A 19,648-nucleotide genomic window follows, 5' to 3' on the forward strand; every position below is an offset into this window, starting at 1 on the left:
GGGGCCGGGCAGGTTGCCCGGCTCGGCGTGTGCGGGTCAGGTTGCCGTGTCAGCGCTCCAGGATCGCGGTCACGCCCTGGCCGCCGGCGGCACAGATGGAGATCAGGCCCCGGCCGCCGCCCTTCTCGGCGAGCAGCTTCGCCAGGGTCGCCACGATCCGCCCGCCCGTGGCCGCGAACGGGTGCCCGGCGGCCAGCGAGGAGCCGTTGACGTTGAGCTTCTCCCGGTCGATCGCGCCGAGCGGGGCGTCCAGCCCCAGCCGGTCCTTGCAGAACTCCGGCGACTCCCAGGCGGCCAGGGTGGCCAGCACCTGCGAGGCGAACGCCTCGTGGATCTCGTAGAAGTCGAAGTCCTGGAGGGTCAGCCCGGCCCGGGCCAGCATCCGGGGCACCGCGTAGGCGGGGGCCATCAGCAGCCCCTCGTCGCCGTGCACGAAGTCGACGGCGGCGGTCTCCGACCAGGAGAACCAGGCCAGCACGGGCAGGTTGTGCTCGCGGGCCCACTCCTCGCTGGCGAGCAGCACCGTCGAGGCGCCGTCGGTCAGCGGCGACGAGTTGCCGGCGGTCATGGTCGCCGCCTCGGCGTCGGGGCCCTTCGCGCCGAAGACGGGCTTCAGCGAGCCGAGCTTCTCCAGGCTGGTGTCCGGGCGCAGGTTCGCATCGCGGGTGAGCCCGAGGTAGGGCGTCAGCAGGTCGTCGAAGAACCCCCGGTCGTACGCGGCGGCGAGCCGCTGGTGCGAGCGCAGGGCCAGTTCGTCCTGGGCCTGCCGGTCGACCTGCCAGCGCAGCGCCGTGCGGGCGGCGTGCTCGCCCATCGACAGCCCGGTACGCGGCTCCGCGTTGCGCGGGATCTCCGGCTTGAACGGCTGGGCGGGGCGCAGCTTCGCGGCGATCTTCAGCCGCTCGCCGAGGGTGCGGGCGCTGTTGAGCCTGATCAGCGTGCGGCGCATCTCCTCGTTGACCGCGAGCGGCGCGTCGGAGGTGGTGTCCACGCCGCCGGCGATGCCCACCTCGATCTGGCCGAGGGCGATCTTGTTGGCGACCAGGATGGCCGATTCCAGCCCGGTGCCGCAGGCCTGCTGGATGTCGTACGCGGGGGTGTGGGGGTCGAGCTTCGAGCCGAGCACCACCTCGCGGGTCAGGTTGAAGTCCTTCGCGTGCTTGAGCACCGCACCGGCCACCACCTCGCCGACGCGCTGGCCGGCCAGGCCGAACCGGGCGACGAGCCCGTCCAGGGCGGCGCCCAGCATGTCCGAGTTCGACGCGCTGGCGTACCGCGAGTTGGACCGCGCGAAGGGGATGCGGTTGCCGCCGATGACTGCGACCCGCCGGATGCTCTGCACGATCCCGCCTCCTCGAAAGACTTGCTCTGAACCTACTCGCCAGTAGGCTACGCCTATGACCGACAGGTACGCGAGCTTCGTCCGATCGGGGGCCGGCCGAACGCTGGTCAAGCGCCTCGGGCTGCCCGACCCGCCGCGACTGCGCCGGCACGCCCCCGGCGACCCCCTCGTTCCCGGCCCCGTCCTGCTGGGCGCCGCGACCGGCGGCCGGCTCGCCGAGCCGGCCGGCAGGTTCCTGGCCGCCGCCGGGGTCGAGCTGGGCGATCCCGGCGCCGTGGAGTCCACCGCGCGCTTCGCCGCCCTGGTGTACGACGCCACCGGCATCACCGACTCCACCGAGCTGCGCCAGTTGTACGACTTCTTCCACCCGCACGCCCGGTCGGTGCTGCCCAGCGGCCGGGTCGTCGTGCTCGGCACCCCGCCCGAGGAGTGCGGATCGCCCCGGGAGGCGACCGCCCAGCGGGCCCTGGAGGGGCTGACCCGCAGCATCGGCAAGGAGTTCGGCCGGGGCGTCACCGCCCAGCTCGTGTACGCCACGAAGGACGCCGACGCCGGCACCTGGACCAGCCTGGAGGCGACCCTGCGGTTCCTGCTCTCCGGCCGGTCCGCGTACGTCTCCGGGCAGGTGGTCCGGATCGGCGCCGGCACGGCCGAGCCGCCGGCGGACTGGGACCGCCCGCTGGACGGGCAGGTCGTGCTGGTCACCGGGGCGGCCCGGGGCATCGGCGCGGCGCTGGCCCGGGTGCTGGCCCGCGACGGCGCCCGGGTGGTGGCGCTGGACATCCCGGCGGCCGGGGACGAACTGGCGGCGGTCGCCAACGAGATCGGCGGCACCGCCGTCCAGCTCGACCTGACCGCCCCCGACGCCCCGCAGCGGCTCGCCGAGCACCTGGCGGAGCGGCACGGACGGGTCGACGTGGTCGTGCACAACGCCGGCATCACCCGCGACAAGACCCTCGGCCGGATGGACGCCGACCGGTGGGACTCGGTCATCGACGTCAACCTCTCCAGCCAGGAGCGGATCAACGACGTGCTGCTGGAACGGGAGCTGATCCCGGCCGGCGGCCGGATCGTCTCGGTCTCCTCGATCGCCGGCATCGCCGGCAACCGGGGCCAGACCAACTACGCCACCAGCAAGGCGGGCGTGATCGGGCTCGTCGACTCGCTCGCCCCCGCCCTGCGCGAGCGGCGGATCAGCGTCAACGCGGTCGCCCCCGGTTTCATCGAGACCCGGCTGACCGCGCGCATCCCGCTGGTGGTCCGCGAGGCGGGCCGGCGGATGAACAGCATGTCCCAGGGTGGGCTGCCCGTGGACGTCGCCGAGACCATCGGCTGGCTGGCGTGGCCGGCCTCCGGCGCGGTCAGCGGCAACGTCGTACGGGTCTGCGGCCAGAGCCTGCTGGGGGCGTGATGGCCGGGCGGAAGGAGCCAACGGAGGGCCCGGCGGAGGACCTGTCCCTGCACGAGTTGATCGACGGCCCCACGGAGGCCCTGTCGGAGGAGACGCTGGCCGCGGTCCGCCGGCCCGGTGCCGACCCGAGCGTCGAGGAGACGCACGACCTCTCGGGGCACGCCCGGCCCGACGAGGCGGCGCGGGACCTGGCTGGGAGCGCCGGGCCCGTCACCCGGGAGCGCGTCGAGCTGACCCGGATGCCGGCGGCCGGGGCGCTCTACCGGCGGGCGCTGCTCGGCGCGTTGCCCGGTCTCGGCGGTGGGCGGCCGTCGGCGGGCGTCCCGGCGGTCGAGCTGGCCGTCGGTGGCGTCACCGTCGACCGGACGCACCTGGCCGACTACGACCGGGTCTGCGGGTTCCGGCTCACCGACCGGCTGCCCGCGACGTTCCCGCACGTCATGGGCTTCCCGTTGGCACTGCGGCTGATGACCGTGCCGGAGTTCCCCATCCCGCTGACCGGGGTGGTGCACGTCGGCAACCGGATCACCGTGCACCGCCCGGTCACCGCCGACGAGACCCTCGACTTCCGCGCGTACGCCGAGAACCTGCGCCCGCACGACCGGGGGCGGCAGGTCGACGTGGTGGTGGTCGGCTCCGTCGACGGGACGGAGGTGTGGCGGGGTGTCTCGACGTACCTCGGCAGGGACGGCAAGCGGGGCGGCGGCGGGCGGCGCGACCAGGCCGGGCGACCCACGCCGCCGGCCGGTTCGGCCAACTGGCGGGTCGAGCCCCGCGTCGGTACGGACTACGCGCGGGTCTCCGGCGACCACAACCCGATCCACACCTCCCGCCTCGGCGCGCGGCTGTTCGGCTTCCCCCGGCCGATCGCGCACGGGATGTGGAGCAAGGCCCGCTGCCTGGCCGCGCTGGAGAACCGGCTGCCGGACGCCTACACGGTCGAGGTGGCCTTCAAGCTGCCGGTGCCGCTGCCGAGCACGGTGAGCTTCAGCCTGCTGCCGGATGGCGGGTTCGCCCTGCACGACTCGCGCGGTCGCCCACACCTGGCGGGCCTCGTGCGCTGAGGCGCCCCTGCCGACTCCGTGAACCGGGGCTTGGCAGGGGCGTTCTTGTGCGCTAAGTTCTTCTCACAACGAGATGTTCTCAGATTGAGAGAGACATGGTTGACGAGCAGGACTTCCTGGCCGCGTACGACCCCGGGGCCTATCCGACGGTCGCCGTGACCGTCGACGTGGTGGCGCTGACCATCCGGGACGGCGCGCTGCACCTGCTGCTGATCCGGCGCGGGCAGCCGCCCTTCGAGGGGCACTGGGCGCTGCCCGGCGGCTTCGTCCAGCCCGACGAGGACCTGGCCGCCGGCGCCCGACGGGAGCTGGCCGAGGAGACCGGGCTCGGCGGCGAGGGGCTGCGCCGCGTACACCTGGAGCAGTTGGGCAGCTACGGCGCCCCCGACCGCGACCCGCGGATGCGCGTCGTCTCCGTCGCCCACCTCGCGTTCGCCCCCGACCTGCCCGACCCGGCCGCCGGCAGCGACGCCGACGACGCGATCTGGCTGCCGGTGACCGCCCTGACCAGCCGGCAGCTCGCCTTCGACCACGGCCGGATCATCGACGACGCGCTGGAGCGGGCCCGCTCCAAGCTGGAATACACCCCGCTCGCCACCCGCTTCCTCGCCGGCGAGTTCACGATCAGCGAGCTGCGCGCCGTCTACGAGACGGTCTGGGGCCATCCGCTGCACGCCGGCAACTTCCACCGCAAGGTGCTCTCCGTGCCGGGCTTCGTCGAGAGCACGGGCACCAGCACCGAGCGTGGCGGCGCCCGGGGCGGCCCCCGCGCCCGGCTCTACCGGGCCGGCGACGCCCGGCTGCTGCACCCGGCGCTGCTGCGCCCCGCCCGGGAGGAGACGGTCCGATGAGGACCGCCGAGGCCGTCCGCCTGGTCGCGGCGGCCCGCACCGATGCCGACCTGTTCGGCACCGACCAGCCGGCCCGGCGCTACCGCGAGCTGGTCGCGGCCCTGCACCCCGACCGCCTGCCCGCCGACCCCGCGGTACGCGCCGAGGCCACCGACGCGTTCGTCCGGGTCACCACCCGCTGGCGGGCCCGGCAGGTCACCGTCCTCGGCGACTACCGACTCGGCACGGCGGCCCACTCCGGCGACCTGGCCGACCTCTACGACGTCGGCGCCGACCGGCTGCTCAAGCTGCCCCGGCGCCCCACCGACAACGACCTGATGGCCCGCGAGGCGCACGCCCTGCGCACCATCGCCGAGCGCGGCGACCCGCGCTACCTGCCGTACGTGCCCCGGCTGGTCGAGGACTTCCGGCACCGGGACGCGGCGACCGGCGCCGAACGGCGGATCAACGTCCTCGCCACCGCGCCCGGCCTGCACGACCTGACCGAGGTGCGGCGCGCGTACCCGGACGGGGTGGACGCCCGCGACGTGGCCTGGATGTGGCGCCGGCTGCTGGTGGCGCTCGGCCTGGCCCACCAGGCGGGCGTCGTGCACGGCGCGGTCCTGCCGCCGCACGTGCTGATCGAGCCGGACGCGCACGGCGTGGTGCTGGTCGACTGGTGCTTCTCCGCCCCCGTGGGCGGCACGATCCCCGCGCTGGTGCCCGGCTACGACGCGCGGTGGTACCCCGACGAGGTCCCCCGGAAGCGGCCCTGCGGGCCGGGCACCGACATCGCCATGGCCAGCGGATGCATGAGCTGGCTCATGGGGCCGCGCGCGCCGCGCGAGCTGGACGCCTTCGCGCGGGGCTGCCGCCAGCGGGCCCTGACCGCCCGGCCCGCCGACGCCTGGCGCCTGCTGCGCGAACTGGACGAGGTGCTGGAACGGCTCTACGGCCCCCGCACCTTCCGACCCTTCACCCTCACCCCCTAAGGAGCTGTCATGGGCAGTGGAATGTGGTCCACCGACGTGTACGACGCCGCCGACCGCTACCGCCGGAGCACCGGCAAGAGCGCGTTCTCGTACAGCGACAGCGGGGCGCGCACCGTGCACCCCGCCCTCGACCCCCGCGACGCGATGCGGGAGAGCCGCGACTCCGACGAGCACCCCCGGTCGACGCCCATCGCGGTGCTCTTCGACGTCACCGGCTCGATGCGCAACGTGCCGCGCGTCCTGCAGACCAAGCTGCCGCAGCTGCTCGGGCTGCTGCAACGGCAGGGCTATGCCAGCGACCCGCAGATCATGTTCGGCGCGATCGGCGACGCCACCTGCGACCGGGTGCCGTTGCAGGTCGGCCAGTTCGAGTCGGACAACCGGATGGACGACGACCTCGGCCGGATCGTGCTGGAGGGCGGCGGCGGCGGACAGATGACCGAGTCGTACGAGTTGGCCATGTACTTCATGGCCCGGCACACCGTCACCGACTCCTGGGAGAAGCGCGGCCGGCGCGGCTACCTGTTCATCATCGGCGACGAGCTGGCGTACCCGCAGGTGAAGGCCCGCGAGGTGACCCGAGTCATCGGCGACGACCTGCGCGAGGACGTGCCGCTGCGGCAGATCGTCGACGAGGTGACCCGTCGCTGGGACACCTACTACCTGCTCCCCGCCGGCAGCCACTACTCCGGCAACGCCAAGGTGCTCGACTTCTGGCGCGACCTGCTCGGGCAGAACGCCGTCGTGCTGGACGACCTCGACGCGGTCTGCGAGACCATCGCGCTGACCGTCGGGCTCGGCGAGCAGGCCATCGACCTGGACGAGGGCCTGCGTGACCTCGACCGGGCCGGCTCCGGGGCCACCGGCACGGTCTCGAAGGCGCTGGCCCGCCTGCGCGGTGGGCGGCGCGCCGAGGCGTCGACGCTGCCCGCGTTCCGCGACACCGGCGGCGAGGTGACCCGACTGTGAGGCACGTGACGGTGATCGACTGCCGCTCCGGCTGCGGCTGCGGTCACGGCGGCGGCGGGGAGGCCCTGTGAACCGGCACGTCGCGGTGGTCGACCTCGGCTACGGGGACGCCGGCAAGGGCACGGTCGTGGACTGGCTCTGCGCCACCCGGCCCGTGCACACGGTGATCCGCTTCAACGGGGGCGCGCAGGCGGCGCACAACGTCGTGCTGCGCGACGGGCGGCACCACACGTTCGCGCAGTTCGGTGCCGGCACGTTCCACCCCGGTGTCCGTACGCACCTGTCGCGACACGTGGTGGTGGACCCGCTGGCGCTGGCCGCCGAGGCCGACCACCTCGCCTCGGTCGGGGTGCCCGACGCGCTCGACCGGCTGACGGTGGACGGGGAGGCGCTGCTCGCCACCCCGTACCACCGGGCCGCCAACCGGGCGCGGGAGATCGCCCGGGGAGCCGACCGGCACGGCTCCTGCGGGCTGGGGGTGGGTGAGGCCGTGGCCTACGGCCTCGCCCACCCCGACGAGGCGCCCCGGGTGGCCGACTGCGGCGACCCGGCGCTCCTCCGCCGGCGGCTGACCGCCCTGCGGGACCGGCTGACCGCCGAGCTCGGCCCGCTGGACGCGCCGCCCGTCGACGACTGCCTGCCCGCGTTCGCCGGGTTCGCCGGGCGGGTGGCGATCGTCGGCCGGGGCTGGCTGGCCGGGGCACTGAGGGCCGGGACGTGCGTGTTCGAGGGGGCGCAGGGGGTGCTGCTCGACGAGTGGCACGGTTTCCACCCGTACACGACGTGGAGCACCACCACCTTCGCCAACGTCGACGGGCTGCTCGCGGAGGCGGGCCAGGCCGGCACGGCCACCCGGATCGGGGTGCTGCGCGTGGTCACCACCCGGCACGGGCCCGGCCCGCTGGTGACCGAGGACCCGACCCTGCCGCTGGCCGACCCGCACAACCCGACCAACCCCTGGCAGGGCCGCTTCCGGTTCGGCCACTTCGACGCGGTCGCCCACCGGTACGCCCTCGCCGCCGCCGGTGGCGTCGACGGCCTGGCGCTGACCCACCTCGACCTCGCCGGCCCGGGGCTGCGGATCTGCCGCCGCTACGACACCACCGACCGGCTTGTCCCAGGTCCGCCCGGTGACCTGGACCGGCAGGGCGCGCTCACCGCCCGTCTGCTGCGGGCCCGCCCGGTGTACGACGCCGCGCCACCCGACTGGGCGGAGGCGGTGCACGCGGAGATGGGGGCGCCCGTGGTGCTGACGTCGCACGGCCCCACGGCCGACGACAAGACGTCGCACGGCCCGCTGCTCGCCCCGCTGCTGGGTGCCCGATGCGGGTGATCTGGCGACTCGGCCACCGGACGGGTCGTGCCCCGCGAGCATGGGAGGCATGGAGTCCGCGCTCGACCTGCTCCGGCAGCTGGTCACCTCACCGTGGGTGTACCTGCTGATCTTCGGGCTCACCGCGGTCGACGCGTTCTTTCCCGCCGTACCCGGTGAGGCGGCCGTGATCACCGCCGCCGTGCTCGCCACCGGGGGCAACCCCAACCTCGTGGCGGTGATCGTCACCGCCGCGCTGGGGGCCTTCGTCGGCGACCACGTCTCGTACGCCATCGGGCGCGGCGGGGGCGCGAACCGCCTCGCCCGCTTCCCGGACGGCAGCCGGCGCCGGGCCAGCTCGGAGTGGGCCCGGCGGGCGGTGCACCGGCGCGGCGGGCTGATCCTCACCACCGCCCGGTACGTGCCCGGTGGCCGGACGGCGGTGACCCTCACCATGGGCGCGGTCCGCTACCCGCTCCGGTCGTTCCTGCTCTTCGACGCCGTCGCGGCGGTGAGCTGGGCGCTCTACAGCGCCCTGCTCGGCTACTTCGGCGGGCTGGCCTTCCAGCGCGACCCGGTCAAGGGCATCCTCGCCGGCCTGGGCCTCTCGCTGGCGGTGACGATGCTGCTGGAGGCGCTGCGCTGGCTGCGTCACCGCAGGCGGCGCCGCGCACGGCACCGCTGAACCGGGCGACGGGTGGAACCGGCGCCACTCAGCCGGGGGCGGCCGGGGGGTGCCAGGTGACGCCGCCGAGGAGCTGGCCGGCGCCCAGCCAGGCGACGTTCATCATCCGGGTGGCGGTCTTCCCCGGGTCCGCCTCCGGGTGGTCGGCGAGCCAGTCGGCCAGCGACTCGGTCGCGCCCACCAGGGCGTACGCGACGACCTCCAGGTCGGTCTCGCCGACCTCGCGCCCCTCGGCGCGCAGCGCGTGGTCGAGCATCCCGGCGACGACGTCGACGAGGCGGGCGCGCATGCCCGCCAGTTCACCGGCGAAGGGCTGCTCGCCCCGGGCCTGCCGGTAGAGCACCGCCCACCCGTCGCGGTGCGCCCCGACGAAGCCGAAGAAGGCGCGCAGCCCTCGCCAGAGCCGCTCGTCGGCCGGCAACTCGGGGGCTGCCGCCCCGGCGATGGCCTGCATCATCCGGGTGCCCTCCCGGTGCAGGCAGGCGACGAAGAGTTCTTCCTTCGTGCCGAGATACGCGTAGACCATGGGCTTGGAGATGCCGGCGTCCTCGGCGATCTCGTCCATGCTGGCCGCGTGGAATCCCCTGCGTGAGAACACTTTCACCGCCGCGTCGAGCATCTGCTGCTCGCGTACGGCGCGGGGGAGACGCTTGAAGGTGGGCGGGGTGGACACCTTGCGAGCATACCTACTCGCCCGTAAGGTTACGCACGAGTAGCCAATTCCCGGAAGGTGCAGCCCCATGACTGACTTCGACCCGGCCAACTTCGCGAACGTCGGCCCCAAGGAGTTCGCCCAGCTGGTCAAGTCCACCCCGGACGACAAGATCGCCGAGGTGATGTCCGGCGACCTGCGCGGCAAGATCCTCAGCGAGGTCTTCGGCCGGATGCCGCAGCTCTTCCGCGCCGACCGGGCCGGCTCGACCAACGCGGTCATCCACTGGAACATCACCGGCCGCCCCGACGGTGGCACCGACACCTACGAGGTGGCCATCGCCGACGGCGCCTGCACCGTCAACGAGACCCCGCAGCACGACCCGAAGCTCAGCCTCACGATGGGCCCGGTCGAGTTCCTGAAGATCGTCTCCGGTGGCGCCAACCCCGTCATGATGTTCATGACCGGCAAGCTCAAGGCCAAGGGCGACCTGGGCCTGGCCGCCAACATCGCCAACCTGTTCGACATCCCCAAGGCCTGACATGGCCGAGTTCTCGCTAGACCTGAACGAGGAACAGCGGGATCTGCGCGACTGGGTGCACGGCTTCGCCGCCGAGGTCGTGCGCCCGGCCGCAGCCGAGTGGGACGCCCGGGAGGAGACTCCCTGGCCCATCATCCAGGAGGCGGCGAAGGTCGGCCTGTACGGCTTCGAGTTCCTCGCCACCTGCTGGGCCGACCCCACCGGCCTCTCCCTCCCGATCGCCAGCGAGGAACTCTTCTGGGGTGACGCCGGCATCGGGCTGGGCATCTTCGGCACCTCCCTCGCGGTGGCCGCCATCTACGGCGCCGGCACCCCCGACCAGATGGTCGAATGGGTGCCGCAGTGCTTCGGCACCGTCGACGAACCGGCCGTCGCCGCGTTCTGCACCACCGAGCCCGAGGCCGGCTCCGACGTCGGCGCGATGCGCACCCGCGCCGTCTACGACGAGGCGACTGACGAGTGGGTGCTGCGCGGGCAGAAGGCGTACGCCACCAACGGCGGGATCGCCGGGGTGCACGTGGTCACCGCCTCGGTCGACCCGTCGCTCGGCTCCCGCGGGCAGGCGGCGTTCGTCGTACCGCCGGGCACCGCCGGCCTGAGCGCGACCCGCAAGCTGCGCAAGCTGGGCCTGCGCGCGTCGCACACCGCGGACGTCTTCCTCGACGACGTACGCGTGCCGGGGCGCTGCCTGCTCGGCGGCCGGGACGCCCTGCTCGAACGCCTCGACCGGGCCCGCTCCGGCAAGCGCGCCTCGGGACAGGCGGCGATGCGCACCTTCGAGCTTTCCCGGCCGACCGTCGGCGCGCAGGCGCTGGGCGTGGCCCGGGCCGCCTACGAGTACGCCCTGGACTACGCGAAGGAGCGGGTCCAGTTCGGGCGCCCGATCATCGAGAACCAGGCGGTCGCGTTCGCGCTGGCCGACATGAAGATGGAGATCGACGCCGCCCGGCTGCTCGTCTGGCGGGCGTCCTGGATGGGCCGCAACAACCGGCCCTTCACCGCCGGCGAGGGCTCCATGTCCAAGCTGAAGGCCGGTGAGGTGGCCGTCTCCGTCACCGACAAGGCCGTGCAGCTGCTCGGCGGGGCCGGATTCCTCCGGGACCACCCGGTCGAACGCTGGTACCGCGACGCCAAGATCTACACCATCTTCGAAGGCACCTCCGAGATCCAGCGGCTGGTCATCTCCCGCGCCATCTCCGGCGTCCAGATCCGCTGACCGACGGTCCGTTCCTCGGGTGTGCCCCCTGCCGGCCCCCGAGGAACGGACGCCCCGGTCCGCCCAGCGACGGGCCGCCGCTCGCACCGGCCCGTACGCAGCCACACCCCCGCACAGCTCCGCTGATTGATCTCCAGTTCGCCCGCGTGAGGTTCCGTCCCGTACCCACGCGAACCGCACGAGGAGGCCATGTCATGGATCTGCCGTTCCTGGTCGCCACCCTGGCCCGACGCGGGCTCATCGCCCTCGGCAGCCCGGTCCGCGTCGCCGCCCAGCTCAAGGCGCTGCGCACCTGGGGCTGGAGCATCGCCGGCGAGCTGCGCCAGGCCGCCGCCCGCGATCCCGACCGGGTGGCCGTCATCGACGAACAGGGCACGCGGCTGACGTACGCCGAGTTCTTCGACCGGTCCGAACGCCTGGCCCGGGGCATGCGCAGGGCCCTCGGGGTGCAGGCCGGGGACCGGATCGGCGTGCTCTGCCGCAACCACCACGGCATGGTCGAGACGATCGTGGCCGCCATCCTGCTCGGCGCGGACGTGGTGCTGGTCAACACCGGGCTCTCCGCCGCCCAGCTCGCCACCATGGCCGAGGAGCAGCGGCTGCGGACGCTGGTGCACGACGACGAGTTCGCCGACCGGGTCACCAGCCTCCCCGCCGAGGTGCAGCGCGTCGACGAGCGGACCCGGGAGGAACTCGTCGTCGGCGGGCTCGCCGACGACCTGCGCCCCCCGGAGCGCGACGGCCGGATCATCGTGCTCACCTCCGGCACCACCGGCACCCCCAAGGGAGCCCGGCGCCCCACGCCGAGCGGCCTCGGCCCGCTGGTCTCCATCATCGACCGCATCCCGCTGCACGCCCGGCACACCGTCATGATCGCCGCGCCGATCTTCCACACCTGGGGGTACGCCGCCCTCCAGGTGTGCTTCGCCCTGCGGGCAACGGTCGTGCTGCACCGCCGCTTCGACCCGGCCGCCACGCTGGCCGCGCTGGCGGCACATCGCTGCGACGCGCTCTTCGCCGTACCGGTGATGCTGCAACGGCTGCTGGAGGTGCCGCCGCCGGATCCGCGTCCCCCGCTGAAGGTGGTCGCGGTCAGCGGTTCCGCGCTGCCGGGCGGCCTCGCCACCAGGTTCATGGACGTCTACGGCGATGTGCTCTACAACCTCTACGGCTCCACGGAGGTCTCCTGGGCCTCCATCGCCGGCCCCGCCGAGCTGCGCACGGCGCCCACCACCGCCGGCCGTCCGCCGCACGGCACCCGGCTGGCGATCCTCGACGAGGCCGGCGGGCCGGTGCCGACCGGTGAGGTCGGCCGGATCTTCGTCGGCAACGAGATGCTCTTCGAGGGCTACACCTCGGGGGCCACCCGGGAGAGCCGCAACGGCCTGCTCGACACGGGCGACCTGGGACGCGTCGACACCGGCGGGCTGCTCTTCGTCGACGGCCGGGCCGACGACATGATCGTCTCGGGCGGGGAGAACGTCTTCCCGTCCGAGGTGGAGGAGCTGCTCGCCCGGCTGCCGCAGGTACGCGAGGCCGCCGTGATCGGCGTACCGGACCCGCAGTACGGCCAGCGGCTCGCCGCGTTCCTCGCCCTGCACCCCGGCGAGACGCTCGACCCGGAGGCGGTCCGCGAGTACGTCCGGCACTACCTGGCCCGCTTCTCCGTACCCCGGGACGTGATCTTCGTGAAGTACCTGCCCCGCAACGCCACCGGCAAGGTGCTGACCCGCGAGCTGCGCGACTACTACCACGGCTGACCGTTCCCCGGCCGTTACTGGTCGGATGCCCCACCGCCCCTAGGCTGGCGAAACCATGATCGGCTCCGGACCGCGTCGCCGTGCCCGGCACCGCCACCGTGCCCGGCACCGCCAGCCAGGACCGCGGCGGACCCCGCTGCTGCTGGTCGAGGCGGCGACGCTGCTCTCCAACACCGGCAACGGGGTGGCCAACGTGGCCCTGCCCTGGCTGGTGCTGGAACGCACCGGCAGCCCCACCGCCGCCGGCGTGGTCGCGGCGGCCACCGCCCTGCCGCTGCTGCTGTCCGGCCTCCTCTCCGGCACCGTCGTGGACCTGCTCGGCCGGCGGCGTACGGCGCTGGTCTCGGACACGCTCTCCGCCGTCTCGGTCGCCGCGATCCCGGTGGTCGACGCGCTGCTCGGGCTGAACCTCGGCTGGATCGTGGCGCTGGCCGTGCTCGGCGCGGTGTTCGACCCGGCCGGCCTGACCGCCCGGGAGACGCTGCTGCCAGAAGCCGCGCAGGCCGCCGGCTGGCGGATCGAACGGGCCAACGGGGTCCACGAGGCGGTGTGGGGACTCGCGTTCCTCATCGGACCCGGCGTCGGCGGCGTGCTCATCGCCACGATCGGCGCCGGCTCGACGCTCTGGGTGACCGCCGCCGGATTCGTGCTGGCCGTCGCCATGATCGCGGCCGTACGGCTGCCCGGCGCCGGCCGCCCTGAACGCCCCCCGGCCGGGTTGTGGCACGGCACCGTCGAAGGGCTGCGGTTCGTCTGGCGGGACCGGCTGCTGCGGACCATCGCGCTGCTCACGCTGGTGCTGGCCGCGCTCTACCTGCCGGTCGAGGGCGTGCTCCTGCCGGCGTGGTTCGTCGACCGGGGTGAGCCGGCCCGGCTCGGCGCGGTCCTGATGGCGACGAGCGCCGGCGGAGTCGTCGGGGCGCTCGCCTCCGGCGTGGCGGGCCGACGGATCCGCCGCCGTAACCTGCTGGCGATCTCCCTCGTCGTCATCGGCGTGGCCCTCGTCGGGCTGGCCACCCTGCCGCCGTTCCCGGCCATGATCGGCTTCGCCGTCGCGATGGGTCTCGCGTACGGGCCGGTCAACCCGCTGTCCAACTACGCGATGCAGACCCGCACGCCGGAACGGTTGCGCGGGCGCGTGGTCGGGGTGATGACCTCGTTCGCGTACGCCGCCGGACCGGCCGGCTACCTACTCGCCGGGCCGCTGGTGGAGTGGCTCGGGCTGCGTACCGCCTTCCTGGTGCTGGCCGGGGCGCTGCTGGCGGCGACGCTGACCGCCGCACCGCTGCCGGCGCTGCGGGCGCTGGACGAGCCACCCCGCTACCCGCCCGCCCCGCCCCGCCCCCAGCAGCCGGGCCGGGTGGCGGAGCCCGTCCCGCTCAACGGCCAGTACGCCTCGGCGGCGCACCCGGACGCGCCCCGCGCCAGGGGCACCGCTCCCCTCCCACACCGAGCCGCGCATCCCCACGACGGGCTGGCCGGCAGCCGGGCCGGCGACCCGCCCGGCCAGCACCGGATGTCCACCCGGAGCTGAGATCCCGATCGTGGGTGCTGAGGCCGGGGCGTGCTGAGGCCAGGCGGGGCGCTGAGGCCCTCGGTCAGCGGTGCTGCCCCGCCGGGTTCCGGGTTGCTGGGGCACCCGGTGTCAGGGGTAGAGCGTAAACCCGCCCGTGGTGGCGATGGCGGTCAACTGCGCCACGGTGAGCACCGGCGGTGGGCCGAACCTGAACGTCGGCGGCGCGCCGTCCGTACCGCCGTCGACGTGATGGTTGTCCGTCGTCACCAACACGGTCGTGCCGTCCGCCCGTTGCACCTGCGCCCAACGCTGCTCGAAGCCATCCTTACCGGGCCTGGACGAGCCATAGGCGAGGGTCCCGCCGTCCGGCAGTCGGCTGCTGCCCGTACAGGAGCCGGGATCGGGAGCGGCGGCGCACCCGACGGGCTCGTCGGCGGCCGTCGGGATCAGACTCACCGTCAGGTTGTCGGCCTGTCCACTCCGCGTCAGCTGGGCGCGGGCGTAGTAGTGCCAGTGGCTCTTCTCGTAGGTGAACTGGACCGAGTCGCAGCCGGGGATCGTGCCGTCGATCGCCAGCCCCGCCGGCACGACGGCCCCCAGCGCCGGACGCAACACGAGGGTCAGCCGGGCCACGCCGTCGTCGGGGCGCTCGGTCGGCCGGTCGCGCACCGTGTCGTACGACTGCTGGGGCGCCGGCGGCCCACTCGGCACCGGTTCCGCCACCGGGCAGAGCGACGCGTCGGCGGTCGGGGATCCGGCGCCGGCCGGCGGCGCGGCGAACCCACCGGGACCGGCGGCCGGTCCGCCGAGCAGCGCCGGTGTCACCGCGACCGCGGCCACCAGCGCGACCCCGGTGCCCGCCGCCGCCCAGGCCCGCTGACGGCGGCGCTGCCGGTCGGCGGCGATCAGCCGGTCCACGTCGATCCGGGTGGGCGGCGGCGACGCCACCGCGCTGCGCATCTGCTCGGCGATCTCATCCATCGGTACGGCTCTCCTCGGCTCGGGCCGGCGCGCCCACGAGGCGGCCCCGCAACGCCTCGATCGCGCGCGCCGACTGGCTCTTGACGGTGCCGGTGGTGCAGCCGAGTTCCCGGGCGGTCTCCTCCACCGAGAGGTCGCAGAAGTAGCGCAGCACCAGGACCGCGCGGCGGCGCGGCGGCAGCTCGGCCAGCAGGGCGAGGACGGTCAGCCGTTCCGCGGCACCGTCGGTCGCGGAACCGACGGCGGCGTCGGGAACCTCGGCCCAGGACGCCTCGCGCCGCCACGGCCGGCGCCGCTCGTCCAGCCAGACCCGCAGCAGGGTGCGCCGGACGTACGCGTCGGGACTGTCCATCCGCGACACGCGCCGCCAGTGCCGCAGCAGCTTGACCAGTGCCGTCGACACCAGGTCGTCGGCCGTGTGCCAGTCGCCGCAGAGCAGGTACGCCGTGCGGCGCAGCGGCTCCAGCCGCGCCACGACGTACTCGCGGTAGCCCTCGATGTCGGCAGGCAAATCCCGCCACCTCCTCGCCTCACCGCTCAAACGGAGGCGGGGAGGGGGGAGGTTGCCCGGTCAGCCCGGAATGCTGATCCGCCCCTCGACGGCCGCCGAGGCGATGTCGGTGCGGTGGTGCGCGCCGGCCAGCTCCACGCCGCCCACCAGCGCGTACGCGGCGTCGCGGGCGGCGGCCAGGTCGGCGCCGGTGGCGGTGGCGCACAGGACCCGACCACCGGCGGAGCGAAGTGCCCCGTCGGCGTCCCGGCGGGTGCCGGCGTGGATGATCCCCGACTCCTCGGCACCGGTGATCACGTCGCCGGTACGCGGGGCGGCCGGGTAGCCGTCGGCGGCGAGCACCACCGTGACGGCGGCACCGTCGCGCCAGCGCAGGGGCGGGTGCCCGGCCAGCGTGCCGGTCGCGGCGGCGTGCAGCAGCCCGGCCAGGGGCGTCTCGAGCAGCGCGAGCACCACCTGCGTCTCGGGGTCGCCGAAGCGGGCGTTGAACTCGATCACCCGGGGGCCCTCGGCGGTGATCGCCAGCCCGACGTAGAGCAGGCCCGCGAACGGCGTACCCCGCCGGGCCATCTCCGCCAGGGTGGGGTGGACGACGTCGCGCATGACCTCGTCGACCAGGCCGGACGGCACCCAGGGCAGCGGCGCGTACGCCCCCATGCCGCCGGTGTTGGGGCCGGTGTCGCCGTCGCCGACCCGCTTGAAGTCCTGCGCGGGCAGCAGCGGCACCGCCGCCTCGCCGTCGGTGACCACGAAGAGGGAGACCTCCGGGCCGGCGAGGTATTCCTCGACGACGACCCGGCCGCACTCCTCGGCGTGCCGCAGCGCGGCGGCGCGGTCGTCGGTCACCACGACACCCTTGCCGGCGGCGAGCCCGTCGTTCTTCACCACGTACGGCGCGCCGAACTCGTCCAGCGCCCTGCCGGTGCTCTCCGCGTCCGTGCCGGTGTACGCGCGGGCGGTCGGCACGCCGGCGGCGGTCATCACGTCCTTGGCGAACGCCTTCGAGCCCTCCAGCCGGGCCGCCGCCGCGGACGGCCCGAAGGCGGGGATCCCCTTGGCGCGTACGGCGTCGGCGACGCCCGCCACCAGCGGCGCCTCCGGCCCGATCACCACCAGGTCGGCCCCGCTCTCCACCGCCAACGCGGCGACGGCCGCCGGGTCGCACGGATCGACGGCCCGCAGCGAGGCGACCGAGGCGATGCCGGGATTACCGGGCGCCGCGACCAGCTGCTCGACGGCCGGATCCGCAGCCAGCCCGAGCGCGAGCGCATGCTCCCGCCCCCCACCACCAAGAAGAAGTACGCGCACACCCGCATCCTACTGACCCCCTCCCCGGCCCCGTTGATCATGAAGTTTGCGTCCCAATTCCGCCCCAGGACGGACCAGAACCTCTTGATCACCGTGAGCGGGTGGGTCAGTCGGGGCGGAGGGCCGCTCTGACCGTGTAGGGGATGTAGTCGGGGCGCAGCGTGTCGGCCCAGGTGAAGCGGAGGATCCGCCAACCGGCGTTGACCAGCCGGTTCTGCCGCGTCCGGTCCTCGAAGACCGCCCCGGGCGTGCGGTGGGGTGCCTGTCCGTCCGCCTCGGCGATCACCCGCGCCGCCCGCCAACCGAGGTCGCCGATGCCGAGCAGGCAACCGTCCCCGTCGCGGACCTCCAACTGAAGTGCGTCGGGCGGTACGCCGCCGTCGACACACCGCAGCCTCGTCCGGGTCTCCAGCGGGGACTGTGCGCGCCCGTCGGCCTCAGTCAGGTGACGGCGGGCCGCGACGGCTCCCCTACGGCCCACGAGAAGAGCCGGCATCCGAGCCAGGTCGGGCTCGGTGACGACCTGCCGGTTCAGCGCGGAGTCGAGTACGCACACCGCCGAGTAACGGTCCTTCCGGAGAATGACATCGGCCAGCGTCCGCAGCGGGGTGGTCACGGGCATTCCGGCGACCTCGCCCACGGCGTGCGGTTGGATGGTGAGCTGGTGCACCACGACGTCAGGGTCGGTGATCCGCTGTGGTCGTGGCCGGTTCGGCGGCAGCGACACGTGGATGGCGGACGCCGGCCGGAGCCCGGCGATCCGATGCAGCTCGGCTGCGGTGTCGAGAACGACGACCGAGCCCGGCCCCAGGCTGGCGACAACGGCCCGAATGCGGGCTCTGCGGAGCGCGGCCGGGCTCAACTCGGGGGTCGGCACGAAGCAACCCCTCGCCACCCGTAGCCAACGACCCGAGCGACACAGGTGCCGGATCTGGCTCCGACTGAAGCCGGCGGACAACGCCTGGGCGGCCGTCACCACCCCGTCCTGGCGACCGGCGATGCGGCGGAGAACATCGACACTCACCCCACCACGATGACGGCCCGCCCGCGCTCCGCACCGTCCCTGTGGACAACTCCCACCCTGTTCCCAACCGGTCCGCGTTGATCAAGAGGTTTGCGTCCGAATCCAGGCCGGACAGGGACACAAACCTCTTGATCAACGCGCGAGTCGCCAGTGGGCGGGGGCCCGGAGGGGGTGGGTTAGGGGAGGAGGGGGTGGCGGACCACGTTTTCCTCGCGGCCCGGGCCTACGCCGACCACGCTCACCCTGGTGCCGCAGAGTTCCTCGATGCGGGCGATGTAGCGGCGGGCGTTCTCGGGGAGCTCGTCCTCGGTGCGCGCCTTGGTGATGTCCTCCCACCAGCCGTCGAGCTCCTCGTAGATCGGAGTCGCGTGGTGGAAGTCGGTCTGGGTCATCGGCATGTCGTCGAAGCGCTCGCCGTTGATCTCGTACCCGACGCAGATCGGCACCTTCGGCAGGCCGGTGAGCACGTCGAGCTTGGTGACCACCAGGTCGGTGACGCCGTTGAGGCGGCAGGCGTACCGGGCGACGACCGCGTCGAACCAGCCGCAGCGACGCTCCCGGCCGGTGGTGGTGCCGTACTCGTGGCCGATCTTGCGCAGGTGCTGGCCGTTGTCGTCGAAGAGTTCCGTCGGGAACGGCCCGCTGCCGACGCGCGTCGTGTAAGCCTTGCTGACCGCGATCACCTTGCTGATCGCCGTCGGCGGGATGCCGGCGCCCACGCAGGCCCCGCCGGCCGTCGGGTTCGACGAGGTCACGAAGGGGTACGTGCCGTGGTCCATGTCGAGCATGGTGGCCTGGGCGCCCTCCAGCAGGACGGTCTCGCCACGGTCCAGCGCGTCCCAGAGCATGACCCGGGTCTCGGCGATGTACGGCTTGAGCCGCTCCGCGTACCGCAGGTATTCCTCGACGGTCTCCTCGACGTCGATCGCCTTGCGGTTGTAGACCTTGAACAGCAGCTGGTTCTTCTCGCGCAGCGCCAGTTCCAGCTTCTTGCGCAGGATGCCGGGGTCGAGCAAGTCCTGCAACCGGATGCCCATCCGGGCGACCTTGTCCCCGTACGCCGGGCCGATGCCCCGGCCGGTGGTGCCGATCCGGGAGCTGCCGAGGTAGCGCTCGACGACGCGGTCCAGGGCCCGGTGGTGCGGCATGATCAGGTGCGCGTCGCCGGAGATCCGCAGCCGGCTGACGTCGACCCCGCGCTCGGCGAGCCCGTCGATCTCGGCCAGCAGCACCTTCGGGTCCACCACGACGCCGTTGCCGATGACGATCATCGCGCTCGGGGAGAGCGCGCCGGACGGCATCAGGTGCAGCGCGTACTTCTGGCCGTCCGGGGTGATCACGGTGTGGCCGGCGTTGTTGCCGCCGGAGTAGCGCACGACGTAGTCGACCCGCTCACCCAGCAGGTCGGTAACCTTGCCCTTGCCCTCGTCGCCCCACTGGGCACCGAGGAGCACGATCGCTGGCATCTTCTCGCCTCCAGAAGGCTCGGGTGCCAGGTGGCGACCGGTCAGCGAGCCCGGGGTGTCAGGCTAAC

General features: G+C 73.8%; 17 protein-coding genes and 1 pseudogene. 11 read left to right on the forward strand and 7 right to left on the reverse strand.

Features of this window, described 5'->3' with window-relative positions:
• Window positions 1–49: 49 nt before the first annotated feature.
• Complete coding sequence (locus ACGFIG_RS19915) at window positions 50–1,342, reverse strand: acetyl-CoA C-acetyltransferase (protein WP_393004867.1); 1,293 nt, start codon at window positions 1,340–1,342, stop codon at window positions 50–52.
• A 55-nt stretch (window positions 1,343–1,397) separates the two neighbouring features.
• Here ACGFIG_RS19915 and ACGFIG_RS19920 point away from each other — a divergent pair, with 55 nt between their 5' ends.
• From ACGFIG_RS19920 to ACGFIG_RS19950, 7 genes are all read left to right on the forward strand, one after another.
• Window positions 1,398–2,753 (forward strand): 3-oxoacyl-ACP reductase, encoded by a 1,356-nt coding sequence (locus ACGFIG_RS19920; RefSeq protein ID WP_393004869.1) that lies wholly within the window; start codon window positions 1,398–1,400, stop codon window positions 2,751–2,753.
• Window positions 2,754–2,992: 239 nt separating this feature from the next.
• Window positions 2,993–3,817, forward strand: coding sequence for a MaoC/PaaZ C-terminal domain-containing protein (locus ACGFIG_RS19925; RefSeq protein ID WP_393005576.1), 825 nt, complete (start codon window positions 2,993–2,995; stop codon window positions 3,815–3,817).
• Window positions 3,818–3,912: 95 nt separating this feature from the next.
• Complete coding sequence (locus ACGFIG_RS19930) at window positions 3,913–4,668, forward strand: NUDIX domain-containing protein (protein WP_393004871.1); 756 nt, start codon at window positions 3,913–3,915, stop codon at window positions 4,666–4,668.
• Window positions 4,665–5,639 carry a serine/threonine protein kinase gene (locus ACGFIG_RS19935; protein WP_393004873.1) on the forward strand — a complete coding sequence of 325 codons (975 nt, stop codon included), beginning with the start codon at window positions 4,665–4,667 and terminating at the stop codon, window positions 5,637–5,639. Before ACGFIG_RS19930 ends, ACGFIG_RS19935 begins: the two co-directional genes overlap by 4 nt.
• A 9-nt stretch (window positions 5,640–5,648) precedes the next feature.
• On the forward strand, window positions 5,649–6,608 hold the full coding sequence (locus ACGFIG_RS19940) for a hypothetical protein (RefSeq protein WP_393004875.1): 960 nt from the start codon (window positions 5,649–5,651) through the stop codon (window positions 6,606–6,608).
• A 67-nt stretch (window positions 6,609–6,675) separates the two neighbouring features.
• On the forward strand, window positions 6,676–7,941 hold the full coding sequence (locus ACGFIG_RS19945) for an adenylosuccinate synthetase (protein ID WP_393004877.1): 1,266 nt from the start codon (window positions 6,676–6,678) through the stop codon (window positions 7,939–7,941).
• Window positions 7,942–7,990: 49 nt separating this feature from the next.
• Window positions 7,991–8,605: a DedA family protein gene (locus ACGFIG_RS19950; protein WP_393004879.1), complete on the forward strand. Its 615-nt coding sequence runs from the start codon at window positions 7,991–7,993 to the stop codon at window positions 8,603–8,605.
• Window positions 8,606–8,633: 28 nt separating this feature from the next.
• Here ACGFIG_RS19950 and ACGFIG_RS19955 read toward each other — a convergent pair whose 3' ends face one another.
• Window positions 8,634–9,278 (reverse strand): TetR/AcrR family transcriptional regulator, encoded by a 645-nt coding sequence (locus ACGFIG_RS19955; RefSeq protein WP_393004881.1) that lies wholly within the window; start codon window positions 9,276–9,278, stop codon window positions 8,634–8,636.
• Window positions 9,279–9,345: 67 nt separating this feature from the next.
• Here ACGFIG_RS19955 and ACGFIG_RS19960 point away from each other — a divergent pair, with 67 nt between their 5' ends.
• The 4 genes and pseudogenes from ACGFIG_RS19960 to ACGFIG_RS19975 form a co-directional block, all read left to right on the forward strand.
• Window positions 9,346–9,798, forward strand: a complete 453-nt coding sequence (locus ACGFIG_RS19960; RefSeq protein ID WP_091293767.1) for an SCP2 sterol-binding domain-containing protein — start codon at window positions 9,346–9,348, stop codon at window positions 9,796–9,798.
• 1 nt (window position 9,799) lies between these two features.
• On the forward strand, window positions 9,800–11,014 hold the full coding sequence (locus ACGFIG_RS19965; RefSeq protein WP_393004883.1) for an acyl-CoA dehydrogenase family protein: 1,215 nt from the start codon (window positions 9,800–9,802) through the stop codon (window positions 11,012–11,014).
• A gap of 194 nt (window positions 11,015–11,208) precedes the next feature.
• Window positions 11,209–12,774: an AMP-binding protein gene (locus tag ACGFIG_RS19970; protein ID WP_393004885.1), complete on the forward strand. Its 1,566-nt coding sequence runs from the start codon at window positions 11,209–11,211 to the stop codon at window positions 12,772–12,774.
• Window positions 12,775–12,829: 55 nt separating this feature from the next.
• Window positions 12,830–14,203, forward strand: a pseudogene (locus tag ACGFIG_RS19975) (MFS transporter); the annotation flags it as partial.
• Window positions 14,204–14,419: 216 nt separating this feature from the next.
• Here the strand turns inward: ACGFIG_RS19975 and ACGFIG_RS19980 are convergent.
• From ACGFIG_RS19980 to ACGFIG_RS20000, 5 genes are all read right to left on the reverse strand, one after another.
• Entirely contained in the window at window positions 14,420–15,271 is an 852-nt protein-coding gene (locus tag ACGFIG_RS19980; RefSeq protein ID WP_393004887.1) for a hypothetical protein, read from the reverse strand.
• Window positions 15,264–15,782, reverse strand: coding sequence for a SigE family RNA polymerase sigma factor (locus tag ACGFIG_RS19985; protein WP_393004889.1), 519 nt, complete (start codon window positions 15,780–15,782; stop codon window positions 15,264–15,266). The genes ACGFIG_RS19980 and ACGFIG_RS19985 overlap by 8 nt, the downstream gene beginning before the upstream one ends.
• A 60-nt stretch (window positions 15,783–15,842) precedes the next feature.
• Window positions 15,843–17,090 carry a phosphoribosylamine--glycine ligase gene (gene purD, locus ACGFIG_RS19990; RefSeq protein WP_393004891.1) on the reverse strand — a complete coding sequence of 416 codons (1,248 nt, stop codon included), beginning with the start codon at window positions 17,088–17,090 and terminating at the stop codon, window positions 15,843–15,845.
• A gap of 106 nt (window positions 17,091–17,196) precedes the next feature.
• A complete protein-coding gene (locus tag ACGFIG_RS19995) occupies window positions 17,197–18,114 on the reverse strand; it encodes a type IV toxin-antitoxin system AbiEi family antitoxin domain-containing protein (protein ID WP_393004893.1) in 918 nt (305 codons plus the stop codon).
• Between the two features lie 176 nt (window positions 18,115–18,290).
• Window positions 18,291–19,580 (reverse strand): adenylosuccinate synthase, encoded by a 1,290-nt coding sequence (locus ACGFIG_RS20000; protein WP_393004895.1) that lies wholly within the window; start codon window positions 19,578–19,580, stop codon window positions 18,291–18,293.
• Window positions 19,581–19,648 lie beyond the last annotated feature (68 nt).

The sequence above is a fragment of the Micromonospora sp. NPDC049048 genome (genome assembly GCF_043197615.1).
In the GTDB taxonomy this organism is placed as follows: Bacteria; Actinomycetota; Actinomycetes; order Mycobacteriales; family Micromonosporaceae; genus Micromonospora.